Source organism: Campylobacter gastrosuis (assembly GCF_030249845.1).
Lineage (GTDB): Bacteria > Campylobacterota > Campylobacteria > Campylobacterales > Campylobacteraceae > Campylobacter_A > Campylobacter_A gastrosuis.
This window is the reverse complement of the sequence record NZ_JANURM010000020.1, coordinates 12,647-30,973: the sequence shown is the minus strand read 5'-3', so window position 1 is coordinate 30,973 and position 18,327 is coordinate 12,647. Positions and strand designations below refer to the sequence as shown.

General features: G+C 38.5%; 23 protein-coding genes and 2 pseudogenes. 7 read left to right on the top strand and 18 right to left on the bottom strand.

Features of this window, described 5'->3' with window-relative positions; translation table 11 throughout:
• Nucleotides 1–271 precede the first annotated feature (271 nt).
• The 6 genes from NYG85_RS10470 (at nucleotide 272) to NYG85_RS10445 (ending at nucleotide 4,580) form a co-directional block, all read left to right on the top strand.
• Complete coding sequence (locus NYG85_RS10470; protein ID WP_284938524.1) at nucleotides 272–925, top strand: CPBP family glutamic-type intramembrane protease; 654 nt, start codon at nucleotides 272–274, stop codon at nucleotides 923–925.
• Between the two features lie 204 nt (nucleotides 926–1,129).
• The gene (locus NYG85_RS10465; RefSeq protein WP_284938523.1) at nucleotides 1,130–3,232 is read left to right on the top strand and encodes a ribonucleoside triphosphate reductase; all 2,103 of its coding nucleotides are present in this window, start codon (nucleotides 1,130–1,132) and stop codon (nucleotides 3,230–3,232) included.
• A complete protein-coding gene (nrdD, locus tag NYG85_RS10460) occupies nucleotides 3,229–3,381 on the top strand; it encodes an anaerobic ribonucleoside-triphosphate reductase (RefSeq protein ID WP_169764477.1) in 153 nt (50 codons plus the stop codon). Before NYG85_RS10465 ends, nrdD begins: the two co-directional genes overlap by 4 nt.
• Before the next feature lie 35 nt (nucleotides 3,382–3,416).
• Entirely contained in the window at nucleotides 3,417–3,650 is a 234-nt protein-coding gene (locus tag NYG85_RS10455) for a hypothetical protein (RefSeq protein WP_284938522.1), read from the top strand.
• The gene (locus tag NYG85_RS10450; protein ID WP_284938520.1) at nucleotides 3,634–3,912 is read left to right on the top strand and encodes a type II toxin-antitoxin system RelE/ParE family toxin; all 279 of its coding nucleotides are present in this window, start codon (nucleotides 3,634–3,636) and stop codon (nucleotides 3,910–3,912) included. Before NYG85_RS10455 ends, NYG85_RS10450 begins: the two co-directional genes overlap by 17 nt.
• Nucleotides 3,900–4,580, top strand: a complete 681-nt coding sequence (locus NYG85_RS10445; protein WP_284938518.1) for an anaerobic ribonucleoside-triphosphate reductase activating protein — start codon at nucleotides 3,900–3,902, stop codon at nucleotides 4,578–4,580. Before NYG85_RS10450 ends, NYG85_RS10445 begins: the two co-directional genes overlap by 13 nt.
• Here the strand turns inward: NYG85_RS10445 and NYG85_RS10440 are convergent, their stop codons facing one another.
• Nucleotides 4,581–5,090 (bottom strand): type II secretion system protein, encoded by a 510-nt coding sequence (locus NYG85_RS10440; protein WP_284938516.1) that lies wholly within the window; start codon nucleotides 5,088–5,090, stop codon nucleotides 4,581–4,583.
• Between the two features lie 9 nt (nucleotides 5,091–5,099).
• Entirely contained in the window at nucleotides 5,100–5,657 is a 558-nt protein-coding gene (locus NYG85_RS10435; RefSeq protein WP_284938515.1) for a type II secretion system protein, read from the bottom strand.
• A gap of 110 nt (nucleotides 5,658–5,767) precedes the next feature.
• On the opposite strand from NYG85_RS10435, the gene NYG85_RS10430 reads away from it, so the two are divergent.
• Entirely contained in the window at nucleotides 5,768–6,850 is a 1,083-nt protein-coding gene (locus NYG85_RS10430) for an ATP-binding protein (RefSeq protein WP_284938514.1), read from the top strand.
• Here the strand turns inward: NYG85_RS10430 and NYG85_RS10425 are convergent, their stop codons facing one another.
• From NYG85_RS10425 to rpsQ, 16 genes and pseudogenes are all read right to left on the bottom strand, one after another.
• Nucleotides 6,851–8,455 (bottom strand): flagellar hook-basal body complex protein, encoded by a 1,605-nt coding sequence (locus NYG85_RS10425; protein ID WP_284938513.1) that lies wholly within the window; start codon nucleotides 8,453–8,455, stop codon nucleotides 6,851–6,853.
• A 3-nt stretch (nucleotides 8,456–8,458) separates the two neighbouring features.
• Nucleotides 8,459–9,190, bottom strand: a complete 732-nt coding sequence (locus NYG85_RS10420) for a flagellar basal body rod modification protein (protein WP_284938511.1) — start codon at nucleotides 9,188–9,190, stop codon at nucleotides 8,459–8,461.
• 10 nt (nucleotides 9,191–9,200) lie between these two features.
• Nucleotides 9,201–10,625 (bottom strand): flagellar hook-length control protein FliK, encoded by a 1,425-nt coding sequence (gene fliK / locus NYG85_RS10415; protein WP_284938510.1) that lies wholly within the window; start codon nucleotides 10,623–10,625, stop codon nucleotides 9,201–9,203.
• A gap of 51 nt (nucleotides 10,626–10,676) precedes the next feature.
• Nucleotides 10,677–11,174 (bottom strand): annotated as a pseudogene (locus NYG85_RS12225) (methyl-accepting chemotaxis protein); the annotation flags it as partial.
• Nucleotides 11,175–11,534: 360 nt separating this feature from the next.
• Nucleotides 11,535–12,614: pseudogene (locus NYG85_RS12220) on the bottom strand (methyl-accepting chemotaxis protein); the annotation flags it as partial.
• A gap of 564 nt (nucleotides 12,615–13,178) precedes the next feature.
• Nucleotides 13,179–14,441: a preprotein translocase subunit SecY gene (secY, locus tag NYG85_RS10405; protein WP_284938508.1), complete on the bottom strand. Its 1,263-nt coding sequence runs from the start codon at nucleotides 14,439–14,441 to the stop codon at nucleotides 13,179–13,181.
• Nucleotides 14,441–14,842 (bottom strand): 50S ribosomal protein L15, encoded by a 402-nt coding sequence (gene rplO, locus NYG85_RS10400; protein WP_284938507.1) that lies wholly within the window; start codon nucleotides 14,840–14,842, stop codon nucleotides 14,441–14,443. The genes secY and rplO overlap by 1 nt, the downstream gene beginning before the upstream one ends.
• Before the next feature lie 3 nt (nucleotides 14,843–14,845).
• Nucleotides 14,846–15,289: a 30S ribosomal protein S5 gene (gene rpsE / locus NYG85_RS10395; RefSeq protein WP_284938505.1), complete on the bottom strand. Its 444-nt coding sequence runs from the start codon at nucleotides 15,287–15,289 to the stop codon at nucleotides 14,846–14,848.
• A 15-nt stretch (nucleotides 15,290–15,304) separates the two neighbouring features.
• A complete protein-coding gene (gene rplR / locus NYG85_RS10390; RefSeq protein WP_284938503.1) occupies nucleotides 15,305–15,661 on the bottom strand; it encodes a 50S ribosomal protein L18 in 357 nt (118 codons plus the stop codon).
• Nucleotides 15,662–15,670: 9 nt separating this feature from the next.
• Nucleotides 15,671–16,207 (bottom strand): 50S ribosomal protein L6, encoded by a 537-nt coding sequence (rplF, locus tag NYG85_RS10385; RefSeq protein ID WP_284938502.1) that lies wholly within the window; start codon nucleotides 16,205–16,207, stop codon nucleotides 15,671–15,673.
• A gap of 123 nt (nucleotides 16,208–16,330) precedes the next feature.
• Nucleotides 16,331–16,726, bottom strand: coding sequence for a 30S ribosomal protein S8 (rpsH, locus tag NYG85_RS10380; protein ID WP_284938500.1), 396 nt, complete (start codon nucleotides 16,724–16,726; stop codon nucleotides 16,331–16,333).
• Nucleotides 16,727–16,735: 9 nt separating this feature from the next.
• A complete protein-coding gene (locus NYG85_RS10375) occupies nucleotides 16,736–16,921 on the bottom strand; it encodes a type Z 30S ribosomal protein S14 (RefSeq protein ID WP_284938499.1) in 186 nt (61 codons plus the stop codon).
• Nucleotide 16,922: 1 nt separating this feature from the next.
• Nucleotides 16,923–17,465, bottom strand: a complete 543-nt coding sequence (rplE, locus tag NYG85_RS10370; protein WP_034970018.1) for a 50S ribosomal protein L5 — start codon at nucleotides 17,463–17,465, stop codon at nucleotides 16,923–16,925.
• A 5-nt stretch (nucleotides 17,466–17,470) separates the two neighbouring features.
• Nucleotides 17,471–17,704, bottom strand: a complete 234-nt coding sequence (gene rplX, locus NYG85_RS10365) for a 50S ribosomal protein L24 (RefSeq protein ID WP_034970016.1) — start codon at nucleotides 17,702–17,704, stop codon at nucleotides 17,471–17,473.
• On the bottom strand, nucleotides 17,701–18,069 hold the full coding sequence (gene rplN / locus NYG85_RS10360) for a 50S ribosomal protein L14 (protein ID WP_034970014.1): 369 nt from the start codon (nucleotides 18,067–18,069) through the stop codon (nucleotides 17,701–17,703). The genes rplX and rplN overlap by 4 nt, the downstream gene beginning before the upstream one ends.
• Nucleotides 18,069–18,320, bottom strand: coding sequence for a 30S ribosomal protein S17 (rpsQ, locus tag NYG85_RS10355; RefSeq protein ID WP_034970012.1), 252 nt, complete (start codon nucleotides 18,318–18,320; stop codon nucleotides 18,069–18,071). The genes rplN and rpsQ overlap by 1 nt, the downstream gene beginning before the upstream one ends.
• Nucleotides 18,321–18,327: the final 7 nt, after the last annotated feature.

Below are 18,327 nucleotides of genomic sequence, written 5' to 3'. Positions count from 1 at the left end.
TGATAACCTAACTCGTGCAAATGTAGGCGTAGCAAACCGCACAAACGAAGTAACCGCCGAAGTTGATGATATGGCAAAAGCCATCGTCGCTGACGTTAGAAAAAAGAAATTTTAATTAAGGGGGCAATGCCCCTTTTTTGCTGATTATACGAATACCAAAAAACACACAAAGCAGCAATGAAAAAGTGTTGAAATTTAATTTTACTAGAATGCAAAAGGTTTAAAATATCAACACCTAATTTTTGCTAAAATAATCCAAAAAAGGTTTTTTATGTTAAAAGAGTTGCGATTTACTGATATTTTTGTGCTTTCAGCGATATTTTTTGGCTATGCCACCTACACTTCAACGATATATTTTCTAAGTGGCACGAGCGATTTTTCAAGCGTTACGGATTTTAGCCAAAGGGATAATTATTTAGGTTTTGCCATTCAGCTTTGCCTGTTTGGTTTAGCTTTTATTTATTTAAGGTTTATAAAGTATGGTTTTAGCGTTTTGAAATTTCAAATCACACTAAAAAGCACGATTTTTAGCGTGATTTTATTCTGCTTTTTAGCCCTTTTAATGGACGGCTATTTTTGGCTTTTAGACGTTTTTGGCGTAGCCTATCCAGCCTCATCTTACATTGATACCTCAATCATCATCTACTCGCTTTTTAACGGCTTTTACGAGGAATTTTTCTTTATCGCACTCTGCCTTAGTGTAAATCCTAAGATTATAAAGGGCGTTTTTATCTACTCCTTATTTGTCCGCTTCTCGTTTCACACCTATCAAGGCGTAGCGTCAGCACTTGGTATCACGCTTATTTTGGGGTGCATTTACTTTTTGTTGTATGAGAGATTAAGGGTTAAAAATCTCTATCCATACTTCTTATCTCACGCTTTGGCTGATATTTTTGGGCTTGGAATTTTGTATTATATTTTTTAAAAAATAAATTAAATATTTTTTATAAGCTTTAAAATTGAAATTTTATAAATAATAGCGTTTTTAACGTAAAATTTTAAATTTATAAACTTAAAATTAAAATGAAATTTTTATGTTTTTATGATAATTTTTATCGTTTAACTAATTTTTAAAACTTAAATTTTAAGCTAAAATTGCCTATACTTTCGCCTTTAAAAAGGGGCAAAAATGAGAGAAATTTTAAAGCGAGATGGTAAAAAAGAGGAATTTAAAGCCTATAAAATCGTAGATGCGATAAAAAAGGCGTTTGCGAGTGAAAACGAAAGCTACGATGAGCAAATTTTTACAAATGTGGTGCAAAAAGTCTTTGAATACACCGATATAATCAGCGTTGAGGACGTGCAAGACGCCATTGAGAGTGAGCTTTTTAGGGGCGGATATTTTAGCGTTTTAAAGTCATTTATGCTCTATCGCCACACTCACAAAATGCAAAGAGAGCAAATTTTAGGGCTAAATGAGGATACGACCTACATAAACTCAACCCAAACAATCAACGAATACATCGGCAAATCCGACTGGCGAATCGCTGCAAACTCAAACACAAGCTACTCAAACGCTGGGCTAATTAACAACACTGCCGGCAAAGTCATCGCAAACTACTGGCTTGACGCCGTTTATAGCAAAGAAGAGGGCTTAGCACACAGAGAGGCTGACTATCACATACACGACCTTGACTGCTTGACTGGGTATTGTGCTGGTTGGTCGCTAAGGGCGCTATTAAATGAGGGCTTTAACGGCGTTCGTGGGCGTGTGGAGAGCCGTCCTCCACGTCATTTTAGAGAAGCACTAAGCCAAATGGCAAATTTTTTAGGCATTTTGCAATCTGAATGGGCAGGTGCTCAGGCTTTTTCTAGCTTTGATACATATCTTGCGCCTTACGTTTTTAAAGATGATTTAAGCGATTTAGAGATTAAAAAGGCGATAACTAGCTTTGTTTTTAACCTAAATGTCCCTGCACGTTGGGGTCAAAGCCCATTTACAAACGTTACGATTGATATAACCTGCCCTGATGATTTAAAGGCTCAAATTCCAACGGCAAATGATATTCATCTATTTAAAAATATTGATGATGAAAATTTGCTAAATAAAGCAAAAGAGCGTGGCAAAAATAGCCTAATTGAGCTTACTTACAGCGATTTTGAGCCAGAGATGAAGCGTATAACAAAGGCATTTTATGAGGTGCTAACAACTGGCGATAAAAACTCACAGCCATTTACCTTCCCGATACCAACGATAAATATCACTGAAAATTTCAACTGGGATAGCGATATCGCACAGATTATCTTTGAAAATACCGCAAAAATGGGGTCAAGCTACTTTCAAAATTTCATCGGCTCACAATACAAAAAAGATGAAAACGGCAATCTAGTGCCAAACGAAAATGCCTACAAACCAGGCCACATCCGCTCAATGTGCTGTCGCTTACAGCTTGATTTAAGAGAGCTTTTAAAACGTGGTGGTGGGCTTTTTGGCAGTGCTGAGATGACTGGGTCAATTGGCGTTGTAACAATAAATTTAGCGCGACTTGGCTATCTTTATAAAGGCGATAAAAAGGGGCTTTACACACGCCTAACCTACCTTTTAAACCTTGCAAAATCAACGCTAGAAAAGAAGCGAAAATTTATAACCGATATGTATGAGCGTGGGCTTTATCCTTACACGGCTAGGTATTTAAAGCACTTTAATAACCATTTTAGCACGATTGGTATAAATGGTATGAACGAGCTTTTAAGGAATTTCACGGACGATAAGGAGAGCATCGCAAGTGATTTTGGGCGTGAGTTTGCACTTGAAATGATAAATTTCTTACGTGAAAAAATCAAAGAATTTCAAGAACAAACCGGCAACCTTTACAACCTTGAAGCCACACCGGCTGAGGGCACGACATATCGCTTTGCAAAAGAGGATAAAAAACGCTACGATGATATCATACAAGCTGGAAGTGGCGAAAATATCTACTACACAAACTCAACCCAACTCCCTGCAAATTTCACGGACGACCCGTTTAAAGCCCTAGATTTGCAAGATGAGCTTCAAAGCGCTTACACTGGTGGCACCGTGTTTCACCTTTATATGAAAGAGCGTATCAGTTCGGCAACCGCTTGTAAAACGCTAGTAAAAAACATACTAACAAACTACACCCTGCCTTATATCACGATAACGCCGATATTTAGTGTCTGCGAGAAACACGGATATATCGCTGGTGAGCACGAGTTTTGTCCGCTTTGCGATGAAGAGATAGTAAATGAATATCAAAAGGAGAACAGATGAAAAGAGATGAAATTTTAAAAAAATACGCTGACAAACGCACAAAATGCGTGGTTTATACACGTGTAATGGGCTATCATCGCCCAGTTGAGAGCTTTAATCTAGGCAAAAAAGGCGAACACAAGGAGAGAGTGAAATTTGTTGAGTGTTAATTTTAAATTTGTTAAAATAGCACAAAGGATTTTTAATGACAAGCGTAACTTTTAAGGCTGATGAGCAACTAATAGAGCAGATAAAAGCAGTCGCCATATCTTTGGCAAATCACGCTCAAAAAAGGCTATTTATCAATGATGATGCCTATATTTACGAGCTAAATAAAAGGGCAGATGACGCTTTAAGCGGGGCTGGTTTTGTAGATGAAAACGAGGCTTTAATGGCGATAGATAGCATAAAAAGCGGAGTTTATGCAGATAAAATTTAATCAAAAATTCCTAGATGAATTAAACGAAATTAGAAATTTTATCGCACTTGATAGCCTAGATAGAGCTGAAAATTTCGTGCAAAATATAAAAGAAAAGTGCCTAAACTTAAAAATTTTACCAAACGCAAATCGCCCAAGCAAGGCTGTTTTAAAGCCAAATGCACGTGATTTAATCGTAGATGGATACGTAATCCCTTACATAATTTTTGATGAAACGATTTTTGTTTTAGGCATTTTTAAACAAAACAGATGGCAGATTTAAATATCTTTGACATCACGCCTTTTACGATGACTGATTATGCTAATAAACTCTCTGCTGTGCTTTGGTTTAGTGGGTGTAATATGCGCTGTGTTTATTGCTACAACGTCCCTGTCGTGCTTGGCAAAGCTAAAATCACATTTGATGAGCTGATGAAATTTCTAAACGAGCGACAAAACAGGCTTGAAGCCGTTGTATTTAGCGGTGGCGAATGCACGTTAAGCGCGCATTTTTTAGAGCTTTTAAGCGAGGTAAAAAGGCGAAATTTTAAGGTCAAAGTAGATACAAATGGGACAAATTTTAGTGTTTTAAAAACGGCAATAAATCAAAATCTAATTGACTTTATCTCGCTTGATTTTAAGGCGACAAAGGAGAAATTTCACGCCGTTACTGGCTCAAATTTATATGAAAATTTTGCTAAAACCTTGCGATTTTTAATAGATTTAAACTTTGATTTTGAAGTTAGAACGACAATTCACGCTGATATTTTAAACGAAGATGACGTGTCAAAAATGGCAAAATTTTTAGAGCAAAACGGCTATAAAAACAGCTATTTTTTACAAAATTTCTTACCCACCAAGCAAAATTTTGGCTCTTTAAACGAGCCAAAAAACAGCTTTGATACCACTAAAATCAAGACAAATTTAGATATAAAACTACGAAATTTCTAGCTACCAAACGACTATGGCTTGTGGCTCAACCAAAATTTCGCCCTTTGGGCTAGTCGTCCCACTAGCTAGCCCGCCACCGCTTTCTAGATTGTATTTAAAGTCCATATTTTTAAACTCGGCAAGTGGTTTTGAGGTTAGAATTTTTGTGCAAATGCTCGTTTCTTTATCATCGCCATCGCTGATTTTTAGGTGTGCTGGTTTGTTGGCGGTTGTTTCAATAAAGCCGATTTTTACGCACTTTTTGCCAAAGCTTAAAAGATGCCCTGTGTAGTCATCAATACGCTCAAAGCCGACATTTGTCATCGCTTTTAGGCTGTCTGCTGCCTTGTGCTGGGTTGCGTAGTAGCTTTGCACGTCGTTTATTAAGCCGTTTAGGTTTGCTACGAGTTTTACTATTTCAGCGTCCGTTCTTGTGGCACTTAGCTTTGAGACGCCAACCGCTGCTAAAATGCCTAAAATCACGATGACAAAGATAAGCTCAACCATCGTAAATGCCCTTTTATCCCCCATTTTCTCCCCTTACCAAGTTACGGCTGACCCGCCAAGTCTTACCTCGCCAGAGTCTGATGACTTCGTGGTAGTCGCACCACTTTGCGCGTCCTTGCTTATGTAGTTAAAGCGAACTGACAAAATATCCTTTATGTTCTTTGTTTTCCACAGCTTCTCACAAAGCCTATCGCCCTTTTGACCAGATATGTGTTCGCCATTTGCAAGAGTTGCTCCATCTTTATTTTCAGATAATCTTAGATGAATTGGCTTTTCATCGTTATTTTCGCCCTCTCTTACTAGGCTAATTACAATACAGCCCTTGTTGCCACTTGAAAGGATTACATTCTCTTTTAGCCCAACCCCATAAAGAACCTGAACGTTTGTCATATCCTTTAAATTTGGTGCCAAAGTCGCCTTTGAAGTGTAATAAACGCCAATATCGCTTATAATGGTGCTTAAATTTTTAGCGGTTTTTGCTATCTCAGCGTCATCTCTTGTAGCAACTAGCTTTGGTATAGCCACAGCTGCTAAAATGCCTAAGATAACGATAACAAAGATAACCTCAACCATTGTAAATGCTTTTTTCATAACAATAAACACTCGTTTTGAATTTTGATATATTTTAGCATTTTTATTTAAATTTGTATCAAATTTTATAATTTAGTTGCTATAATTTTTAATTTTTTAAGGGATAAAAAATGGTTGAAATTTTATATCAAATGCCGTTAAAAAATATAAAATTCATAGACAGAAAAGTAAAAATCACAGCAGATAAAACCCTGATCATCGGAGCAAGCGGTAGCGGTAAAACTGCCCTTGTTTGCGAGTTTTTAAGCAGATTTAAGACAAATGAGAGATTATACATTGACCTATCTGATTTAAGGGTTGATGAAATTTTGGGGAGTTTGGGCAAGTTTTTAAAAAGCCACGATGAGATAAGGGCTGTTTGTGTTGAGGGCGTAAAAACTCAAAGTGAGATTGAAATTTTAAAAAATCAGGTAAAAAACGAGTTTTTAATCATCACGACGCAAAATAAAACGCTAAATTTTAGCCCGTTTTCTACTATTTTTTTAGGCTATCTTGATTACGAGGAATTTATACTTTTTTTTAAAAAAAATCTTGATGAAAGTATGCTTTTTAGCCATTTTTTAGCACACGGCGTTTCGCTAAAAAGTGCCTTTATTGACGCTAGTTTTAACGCTGAAATTTTACAAAACGAGCTAAAATCAAAACTTAGTTTTTTAAACTTATCTATCATAAAAGAGTGTGCAAATTTTGTAAGCCTAAATGTGAGTGCCTTTGAAATTTTTAAAGCTCTAAAACAAAAGATGAAAATTTCAAAAAATAGCGTTTATAGCGGATTTAACGAGCTTTGTGAGCTTGGATATATTTTAAACGTGCCAAAATTTAGTGAGCACGGGGCAAAAAATCGGCTCTTTTTTGCAAATTTTGCCCTAAAAAACGCTCTAAGCCTAAAAAAAGACTTTACACAGAGCTTTAAAAACGCCGTTTTTTGTGAGCTTTTAAAGCTAAATAGTGAGATTTTTTACACAAAAGAGCTTGACTTTTACCTGCCAAAGCGTGGGCTTGGAGTGCTTTGCTTGCCGTTTTTAGACGCAAAAATCGCACTTTTAAAATTCCAAAAACTCCACGCAAATTTCAAAGCCCTAAATATCACTAAAATTCAGATCATTAGCGTTTCAAACGCCGATTTTAAGGCGTTTGAGGGCATTAGGTGCGAGGTCGTGCCGTTTTATCGCTGGGCGTTAGCGATTGATTAGCTATTTTTTCATCTGAATGGCAGTTTGTATCATCTCATCGCTTGTCGTGATTGACTTTGAGCTAGCGTCATACGCCTTTTGGATTACGATGATTTCAGTAAGTGCCGTGCCTAGATCAACGTTACTCATTTCAAGGCGGTTTGATGAGATTTTAGCCCCTAAAATCGTAGCTCCTGATTGATCTTTGTAAAAGATTGGCTCTCCGGAATTTGATGTTTTTGCATAGACATTTTCGCTCATTTTAGCAAGTCCTTGATCATTTTGAAAGTGATAAAGTGCCACTTTTGCGACCGAAAAGGCGTTGCCGTTGTTAAAAACTGCCATAATCGTGCCTTCATCAACGACCTCATAACTCTTTAAAACGCCCTCGTCATAGCCATCCTTTGTAAGCTGTGTGCTACTTGCAAAAGCACCGCTTGTTAAGCCACGATAAACGCCATTTGTCGTGCTTTGGTCGGTGAAATTTAGCGCTACGCCACCAACCTCTGTAATCGTGGTGCTTTGTAGGGTTGCATTATCGCCAAAGACTAGCGTGCCGGTGTTTGATGCCACTTCATTGCCGTCTTTATCCGTGATAGTAGCCACCACGTCCCAAGTCGTCGTGTCGCTGCCTTGCGGGACTTTTTTGGTGTAGTTTAGGGTTAGCAGATTTTTCTCGCCAGTGGCAGTGAAAATTTCGCTACTCATCTTTTGAGTGTTTGGTATCTCTTGATTTGTCGTTAATGAGGCTGAAATTTTAGCCGTGTCAAGGTCAAGATAGGCGAGTCTTGCGTCATTTAGGCTAAATGCTCCGTTTTCATCAACCTGCGTCCTAAACTCGCTAAATTTACCGCTATCATCTGAAATTTTTATTGTTATGTTGTCATTTGCCCTGAATTTTTGCACATTTGGGCTGTCTGTTACCACACCACTTATATTTAGCGTTTTTGCCGTGTTATCAAGCGTGTAAGTGTAGGAATTCTCATCAAGCGTAATTTCGGTGGTTTCGTTTATTCTTGTTGAGTTTAGGTTGCCAACAATATCAAGTTTTGTCGTGGCTTTGGCTGGTTGATATAAGAAATTTGGTAGTTTTATGTTTTGCTGGGCATTTGGGTCAGTTAGGGCTAAATTTGCATTTTCTGCCACGCTGTAAGCCTCTACTGCTCCGTTTTTGTTGCCATAAATTGATAGGGCGTTTTGGCTTGGCGTGATTGGAGTTAGGGCATTCATTGTCCCTTGCACGAATTTACCCGTAACATCTACTAAATTCCCAGCCGCATCAATGTCAAAAGCGCCGTTTCTAGTGTAATAAGTCGCGCCGTATCTGTCCTTAACCCCAAAAAATCCGTCGCCTTGTATTGCAAAGTCAAATTTATTGTCGGTGTTTTGATAAGTGCCGTTACTCATATCTAGGGCTGTGGCTTGTTTTACTGCTCCAAGCCCTACTTGGTCGGTTGTTGGGTTGTTACCAGCACTTACCATACTTTGATAAAAGATACTTTTAAACTCGGGCGTTGAAGCCTTAAAACCTACGTTGTTTATGTTTGAGATGTTGTTGCTCCACACGTCCATACCGAAGCTTTGGGTCTTTATGCCACTTACGCCGTTGTAAAATCCACGTATCATCTTTTATCCATTATTTTTTGAAGTGTTGTCGTAAAATTCTGCGATTTTATCTACTGGCTGATATTCGCCAGCGATTTTTACATTTGCCTTGCCGTCAATAAATTTCACGCTCTCAACTGGATATTCGCCGTATTTTGCCGTGCGTGAAATGCCAGTCTTTGCATCAACGTAAGCGACTTTAACGTAATAAACGCCCTCTTTTGCCACCGCTCCGCCGTCTGTTATCGTATCCCACTTGATTTTATTTGTCCCAGCGCTTAAATCCTTAAATGAAATTTCACGCACCAGCTTAGCATCACTTGCCGAGCCGTCAAAAATTTGCACCACGCCAGAGCTTGCGCCATTTTCAAAATAAACCGGAATATCCATTGACTTATCTTCTGCTTTTAGCACGAAGTTATCGGTGCCTAGACTTGCCATTTTGCCAAGTGCTGAAAGGGCATACATACTTGAATTTGATTTAAGCTGAGCGACTAAGTCCTTCATCGCTGAGTTTGTATTCTCTTGCATTTCAAGCGTGGCTAACTGGCTGGTTTGAGTTAGCATTTTTTCTGTATCCATTGGGCTTGTTGGGTCTTGGTATTGAAGCTCGGTTAATAAAAGCTTCATAAAAGCGTCCTTGTCAAGCTGTGATTTTGGGTTTGTCCCACTTGCTTTTTCAGCTGCGGCTGCGTCTTTTTTGGCTTGGATTTTATCCGCTGTAAATTGATATTGTGTATCTACTACGTTTGCCATTTTTTATCCTTTAAATGTATCTTGGGATGACAAGTTCTAGCAGGACTTGCTCGTCATTTTCTGTGAAATTTTCATCTTGGGCGTTATTTTTGTAGGCTTTTTGCCCTTGCTCTTTTTTCTGATTTTGGTCTGAAAAGTTCATTTCAAGCTGTGTAAAGCCCATATTTACGAGGTTTGATTTAAATTCGGCTTGGTTTTGTAAAAATAGGTTCATCGTAGTTGTGGTTGAGCTGAAATTTATGTGTAGGTTGTTGCCACGATTTAGCATTGTTACCTCAACTTCGCCTAAATTTAGCGGATTTAGCGTGATATTTACCCTAGTAAATGGGGCTTTGTAGTTTGCGACCTGCTCGGCTAGTGTTTGTGAAAAATTTGAGAGCGTTTCACGGACGGCGACTCTATTTTGGATTTGAGATTGTGCGTTTTTAACGACATCTTTTACCATTGAGTTTAGCTCGTTGTTGCTATTTTGTTCGCTATTTTGGCTTGTTTCATCGCTTAAATTTTGCTCTCTTTCAGGGTATAAAAGCGATTGTAGGTTGATTTTTTGCTCTTTTTTGCCCTCATTTTGCGTAAAATTTTGCGTATTTTGAGTGGCTTGTTTTATCTCTGGCTCGGCTTCATCTGGCAGGGTTTGTTGAGCTGGTTGTTTGATTAAATTTTGCGTTACGCCATCATCTGTGTTTGTCTCATCATCGGTGTTTTGTGGCGTAGTTGTCGTGTTTTGAGTGGTTATTGGTTTTTCTTTTGCGACCTCTTTTAAAAGCTCATTTAGTCCGATTTTTGGCTCTTTTGGGGCTTGATTTATTACGTGTTCTACTTGATTTTTTAGCTCACTGCTTAATAGTTGTGGTTTTGGCGGTAAAACTGGCGTAAAAAACTCATTTTTGCCTAAATTTTTAAACATTTCGTTTAAATTTTTAACGTCCGTTTCGCTAATTGTGATTTTTTCAAGCCCTAAATCAAATTTTTTAGCCAAATCCAAAAGCTCACTAATGCTTTTTACCTCGCTAAGCTCTGCGACATTTTGGGCGTTGCTTAAAAAGGCTGCGATTTTGTCGCTAAAATTTGGATATTTGCTGACCTGTTCGCCGCCGTTTAAAATTTCAAGCACTTGCAGAAGTTGCATAAAATTTGCATTTTCATAAAGCTCATTTTTTGTCGCTTCATCAAGCTTTGTAGCTAAATCATCGGCGATTTTGATGCTTGCTTCTTCTTGGGTTTTTAGCTCGCTTTGGTTTTGCATATTGACCGATTTTGCGATCTCTTTGACGTCCTTTTCGCTGATTGTTTCGCCCTGTTTTGCACGGCTACTAGCAGCGTTTAAGACCATATTTAAAAACTCGTCGTTGTCATCTTTTTTGCTGTTTGTGGCTGGTTTTTTTGCTGGTGCTAAAAGCTCAATCTGGCTATTTGTCTTATTAAACGTTTGCATTTTTGCCCTTTAAATTTTTACTTTAAAGGGCTAAGCAAGATTTGTTCCAAGTTACACTCTAAATTTACCAAGCTCCGTGTCAAGTCGTGAGGTCATCTGATTTAGATACTCGCTGGCTTTGCCGACCTCTGCTATGCTTTTTATGTTTGTATTTACAATGTCGTTGATTTTATCTATCTGCTCAATGATAGCCTGTATTGATTTTTGGCTATTTTTGTAGTCATCTACGCTCTGTTTGTTGGCGTTTATGCTACCTTGAATGATGAGCGCGTTCTCATCTACCACGCCTTGAAGTTTGGTGCTTGAACGTGAAATTTCAGTCATCTGCTCTGATGTCTTATCTATTTCAGAGCTAATCTCATCAACGGATTTTACGACCACATTTATCGTGCCGTTTATCTCTGAAAGACTGCTTTGTGTTCGCTCAGCAAGCCTTCTAACCTCATCAGCCACGACGGCAAAGCCCTTGCCGTATTCACCGGCTCTGGCAGCTTCAATGGCGGCGTTAAGTGCAAGCAGATTGGTTTGATCGGCTATCTCATCAATGACAACTAAAATTTTCTTAACCTCTGCTGTGTCCTTGCTGGTTTGGCTTAGCTTGCTAGCTAAATGCGCGGCAAGCTCTGCCTGAGTAGCTAAAAGCTCGTTTAGCCCCTTAATCTCGGCTCTAATCGTTTCTAAATTCACATTTGCCGTTTCTAAATTTTTGGCGTTATTTTGTGCGGTTTGCACGATTTGCGTGATGTCGCTTAGGACGTTTTGACCTGAATTTGCCGTGGTTTTTACAAGTGCTGTTTCATCATCGGCTCGCTCTTTTACGACTAAAAATGTCGTGGTAAGCTCGTTTGAGATTGAGGCGTTTTCGGCTGATGTTTGCTTTGAATTTGCGATTAAATTTTGGATTTTTTCAATAAAGCTATTTACATCTTTGCCGATTGTAGCTATTTCATCCTCGCCTTTGACATCAAGGCGTTTTGTAAGATCGCCCTCGCCCTTTGCAAGGTCAGCGACCATAACGCCAAGTCGGCTTAGCGGATTTAAAATGCTAACTCTCATAAACATAATCACGGCGATGATTAAAACGACAACAAATAGGGCTGCGATTATGGCGTTTGTCGTTAGGAATTTATAAAAATCCTCAAAAATCACGCTCTTTTTAACCTCTAAGAACATAAAAATTCCAGTTTTTGCTATCGGCGTTGTGATGATTAGACTCTCATCGTTTTCTGAAATTTCGCTTTTTATCACGCTGGTATCGGCGATTTTTTTGCCGATTAGCTCGCTATTTTTAGCATTTATGTAGGTGCCATCAGCCGAAATTAAAGCCAAATCGTAACTGCTAATGCCTTTAAAATTTATCTGTGAAAAATACTCGCTAAGCTCTTTTAAGCCCAAATCTATCGTGATGACGCCAAGCTTTTTTGCTCCGTCTTTTAACGCCGAAGTCGCCGTAATCATCGGCACTCCCGTGACCTCATCTTTGTAGGTTTCGCTCCAAACCACGCTTTGATTTTTAGCAAGTCCATCATTTTTATACCAGTCAAATTTTGTGTAGTCGTTTGCTTCGTTGCTGTAATCCCAAGTTAGCGTGATTTTGCCGTTGTCCCTAAACCAGTAAGGTCCGTAAAATCGCTCGCCGCTCACGACATTTGGCTCTAACCAAAATCCGCCGCCGACAATGGCACTATCCGAGCCGACAATAGCGTCGCTGATTTTATTTAGTGCGTCTTTGTCGCTAAATTTTAGCTCGTTGATTAGAGTTGCGTAGTTTGAAGCGGTCGTTTCAATCTTGGCAAAAATCTCCTCGTAAATGCTTTTGCTCTCTTTTTGGACATTATTTTGCAAATTTATGCGAATGTCCTCAATGATAGTGTGCGAAAACTGCTTGAAAATCACGCCCAAAAGTATGGCAATAAAGAGCGTAAAAAGCGTTGAAAAAATAAGTGTAGTGCGAAAAACTAGGCTTTTTGTGCCTTTTTGATTTTTCATTTTATCCCCCTTTTTTTGTTTTGATTTGCCCTCTTTTAAAGAGTATTTTAATACAAAAAATCATCAAAGTTGCTAAATTTTATTTTAAATTGGTTAAATTCGTGTTTGTAAATATAAAATAAAGTAAATGATATGTTTTTGTTTTAAAATTTTTGTTTTAATTTTATTTAAAAATTGGCACTAAAACTCTGAAAATATGGGCAGATAGGCGTTTGTTGATTTAAATTTTAAGGCTTTGTGTTAAGAGATGATTTTTAGGGTTGTGTGTGATTTTAAATCAAGATAAGACATAAGGTCTATCATAAACTTAGGATAAAAAGCCAAAAACGGCTTTTGTATTGCAAAGCATAGCTAGGCGGACTAGGCTTTGGCAAAGGGAGTTACCAGATAGGTAATGACCGAGCCAAAATATGACTTAGTAAAGCAAAATTTTGAAGTTAAAAGGCTTGATTATCGTGAGATGATTTTTAGGGTTGTGTAGGAATTTTAAATCAAGATAAGACATAAAGTCTATCGCAGATTTAAAATTTCAAACTCCCTAAAAAGCACTCACGAGAAAAGCCATTAAAGACCAACTGCTGAGAGCGTTTGATATTTACTCATATAATTCTGCGCCTCAATCCTTCTCATCGTATCAAGAGCGACAGAAACAACGATAAGCACCGAAGTGCCACCAAAATAAAACGGAACGCCCATAAATTTTACTAAAACCCAAGGCAAAGTTGAGATTAGCCCTAGATAAATCGCACCACTAAATGTAAGGCGACTGGCTACTTCGTTTAGATACTCAGCCGTGTGTTCACCAGGACGTACGCCCGGTATAAAGCCACCTTGTCTTTTTAAATTTTCGCTTATATCTTTTGTGTTAAATGTGATTGAAGCGTAAAAATACGCAAAAAAGATGATAAATAAAAATGTTAAAAAGTTAAATGTGTAGCTATTTGGGTTTAAAAAGTCATAAACTGCTTGGACATATTTGTTTGTGCTAGCCTGTAAAATCGTGCTAGGAAACATCAAAATCGCACTCGCAAAAATCGGCGGTATAACACCACTTAAATTTACCTTTATCGGTATGTAGTTCATTATGCGTTTGTTTTGATTTTGCATAATTACCTTACGAGAATACGAAATCGGTATGCGTCTTTCGCCCATCTCCACAAAGATGATAATGCCAATAGTCAGCAAAATAACGACAAAAATTCCAATAACAACCAAGAAATTCATCTCGCCAGTATTTACTAAATTTATCGTGCCGCCTATCGCGCTTGGTATGCCAGAAACGATACCTGCAAAGATGATAAGGCTGATACCATTGCCGATGCCTCGTTGTGTAATTTGCTCACCTATCCACATTAAAAGCATAGTGCCAGTTAGCATAGAAGCGGCGGCGATTGCGATAAATAGGTTTATCTCTATCATAATGGCTTGTTCGCCTTGACGACCAGTAAGGCTTTGAAGTCCGATACTAACGCCGATAGCCTGAACTATCGTGATTACGATTGTAGCGTAGCGGATAATCTGCATATACTTTTGCATACCATCGCGCTCTTTTTTCATCTTGCCCAAATTTGGGAAGGTCGCAGCTAGTAGCTCCATAATGATTGAGGCTGTAATGTAAGGCATAATGCCAAGTGAGATGATACTAAGACGCTCAGCGGCGTTGCCACTAAACATATTAAATAGTCCAAGGGCGTTATTGCTGTTTGAGTTAAAAAATTCTTTAATCACATCTACATTAACGCCAGGAACCGGCACATACGCCAGTATCCTGTAAGCGAATAAAAATGCCAACGTGATTAGAATCTTGTTGAGCAGTGTTTTATTCATTATTTTAATCCGCTAACGATAACGTTGCTATCTTTTATCTTTGAAGCAAGATCTTTTGCACTAACGCCGATGAGTTTAATTTTTTTAACGCTCTTTGAAATTTTATGCACAGAAGCGATTGTAGCTAGTGAAATTTCAGCTAACTCTTTAACTGCTGTGATTTTCTCAACGTTAATTACATAAGGTTTTTCAAATTTAGATGTAAAGCCTACTTTTGGCAGACGTCTTTGAAGTGGTTGCTGACCGCCCTCAAAGCCACGCTTCTCATTGTAGCCCTTTCTTGCTCTTTGACCTTTGTGTCCCTTGCCTGCTGTTTTGCCTTGACCGCTACCTTGACCGCGACCAAGTCTTTTTGTGTTTCTTGTTGAGCCAACGGCTGGTTGTAAATTTTCTAGTGCCATAAATTATCCTTTTAACATACTAAGTGCTTTGATTGTAGCACGAACAACGTTTGCTGAGTTGTTTGAACCAAGCGATTTTGTAAGGATATCTTTAATACCCGCAAGCTCAATAATAGGTCTAGCACCGCCACCAGCGATAACGCCAGTACCTTCGCTAGCTGGGCGAAGCAAAATTCTACTTGCGTTGTATTTAACCTCAACATCGTGAGGGATTGTAGAGCCTTTTAGCTTAACTTCAATGATGTTTTTAAACGCATCATCTACCGCTTTACGCATCGCATCTGGCACCTCTTTTGCCTTGCCATAGCCAAAGCCGACAAGACCATTTCTATTGCCAACAACCACAAGTGCTGTAAATCTAAATCTACGACCGCCTTTAACAACCTTTGTAACCCTGCCGATATCAACGATTACTTCTTCAAATTCTTCTCTATTATACTTTTGCATTGATTTTCCTTTGGGTTATAGCTTGATGCCGTTTTCTCTTAAAGCGTCAGCAAATGCTGCAACTACGCCGTGATACAAATAGCCGTTTCTGTCAAATACAGCCACTTCAACGCCCTTTGATTTTAGTGATTTTGCAAATTCTTTTGCTAAAACCACAGCTCCATCTTTGTTTGCTTTTATACCTAGCTTTCTGCCATCAGCTGCTGCTATGGTAGTAGCGGTTACATCGTTGATAGCTTGGACATAGATTGTTCTATTTGATTTAAAAATAGAAATTCTAGGACAATCGGCAACACCTGAAATTTTTGCTCTAACTCTCTTTTTTCTCTTAACTCTAAGAGCGAGTTTTCTTTTTAATACTTTTGCTGTCATCGCCTATCCTTACTTCTTAGATGTTTTGCCCGCTTTGCGGATAATGCGTTCATTTACATATTTAACGCCCTTGCCTTTGTATGGCTCAGGTGGTCTAAATCCTCTAACTTGCGCGGCAACCTGACCTACGACTTGCTTGTCGCTACCTTTAATTGTGATTACGTTTTTCTCAACTGAAATTTCAATACCTTCTGGTGCTTCGTAATTTACAAGATGTGAAAATCCCAAAGATAGCTCTAAAATTTTGCCTTTTACAGCTGCTTTATAACCAACGCCGTTGATTTCAAGCTGTTTAACAAAGCCCTGTGTAAGCCCTACAACTACGTTGTTTGCTAAGGCTCTATAAGTGCCCCAGTAAGCTCTGCTTTGGCGGTCATCGCTCTTTGGAGCAAATGTTATTGTGCCATTTTCTACCTTGACATCAACGTTACCTTTTGTGTCAAGCTCTTTTATGTTGTTGCCCTTTTTAAATTTTAGGACAGAATTTTCTACGCTGACATCTAATCCGCTTGGGATAGCTATCGGCTGTTTTCCAATACGTGACATTTCTTTCCTTTTTACTTGTCTAGTGTGTTTCTACGATTTTGAATAAACACCACAATGCCGTAAAATTTATCGCTTTTTGCGAAAACATAAAAACAAAGCCCGCTGGCTTTGTTTAAAAATTTATTACCAAATAGTGCAGAGTATCTCGCCACCAACACCAGCTTTGTGAGCGTCAATACCGCTCATAACGCCTTTGCTTGTGCTAACGACAATCGTTCCATAACCATTTTTAAAGCGTTTAATATCATCTTTGCCTTGATATACACGACGACCCGGGCTTGATACCCTTTTAATCTCGTGAATCACGCTTCTGCCGTATTCATCGTATTTTAGGACAACGTTTATGAATTTTTTGTTGCCCTCTTCAACGACATTAAAGCTCTCTAAATAGCCCTTTGATGCCAAAACGCCAAGTGTTGCTTCAACAACGTTTGAGTGAAGCAATTTTGTCGTGTCAAGCTTTCTTAGGGCTGCGTTTCTGATACGTGTTAGTCCGTCTGCGATTAAGTCATTTAACATATTTATTCCTTACCAACTTGCTTTTTTAAGACCCGGGATTAGCCCCTCGTTAGCCATTTTTCTTAGGCAAACACGACAAATTCCAAAATCTCTATAAACAGAGTGCGGACGACCGCAAATTTGGCATCTTGTATAGCCACGAACCGCAAATTTTGGCTTGCGTGCAGCTTTTGCTATCATTGATTTTTTTGCCATCTTACTTTCCTTTTGCAAATGGCATACCAAATAGCTCTAACAATTTGAATGCCTCTTTATCGTTTTTAGCGGTTGTTGTGATAGTAATGTTCATACCGTGAGTGCGTAAAATTTTATCATACTCAACCTCTGGGAACATTAGCTGTTCGCTTAAACCGAAGTTATAGTTACCTCTGCCGTCAAAGCCATTTCTTGGCAAACCACGAAAATCTTTAACTCTTGGCAACGCAACACTTATAAGCTTATCCAAAAACGCATACATACGCTCTTTTCGTAAAGTTACTTTAATACCAACTGGGAAGCCCTCTCTAACTTTAAAACCAGCTACTGATTTTTTAGCGTTGCAAACAACAGCTTTTTGACCAGCTATCAAAGATATAGTATCTGCCATATTTTGCATAACTTTTTGATCTTTTGCTGAGTCGTTTGCACCAACGCTAATTACGATCTTTTCAAGAGCTGGGATTAGCATAGGGTTTTTGATATCAAATTCTTTTGTTAGAGCGGCTTTGATAGTTTCGTTATATTTATCTCTTAATCTCATAACTCTTAGCCCTCAACTTTCGCAACATTTGAGATGTCTATTGGCATTTCTTTGTTTATATGACCGCCGTTTGGAGTCTTCTCGCTTGGTTTTATAGCTTTTTTTGCCACTTTGCAACCTTCAACTATAACTTGACCTTTTTTTGCAAGAACAGATAGAACTTTACCAGTTTTACCTTTGTCATCTCCTGCGATGATTTTTACTAAATCACCCTTTTTGATTTTATACTTAACCATTATAGAACCTCCGGTGCTAGTGAAACAATCTTCATAAAGTTAGCATATCTAACCTCACGACCAACTGGACCAAAGATACGTGTGCCTACTGGCTCTCTTTTGTTATCAAGTATAACGGCTGCGTTCTCATCAAATCTGATAAGTGAGCCATTTTCTCTATGAACCTCTTTTTTAGTTCTAACAACAACAGCCTTAACAACTTGACCTTTTTTGATCTTGCCGTTTGGTAGAGCCTTTTTAACTGAGCAGATGATAATATCGCCCAAAGTCGCATATCTTCTCTTGCTACCACCTAAAACTTTAATACACATTAACTCTTTTGCACCGCTATTGTCAGCAACTGCAAGTCTTGTAAAACTTTGAATCATTACTCAACTCCCTTTGCTAAGATAGCTTTTAGGCGAAAGCTTTTGCGTGCTGAAAGTGGTCTACACTCAACTGCTAGGATTGTATCTCCAGCGTTTGTTTCGTTCTTTTCATCGTGAACTAAATACTTTTTAAAACGCTTTACAAATTTGTGGTATCTTGGGTGCATAACGCGTCTTTCAACCAAAATAGTAGCTGTTTTATCACCAGCTTTTTGTAAAACTACGCCTTGAATTTCTCTTTTTAATGCCATTTTACGC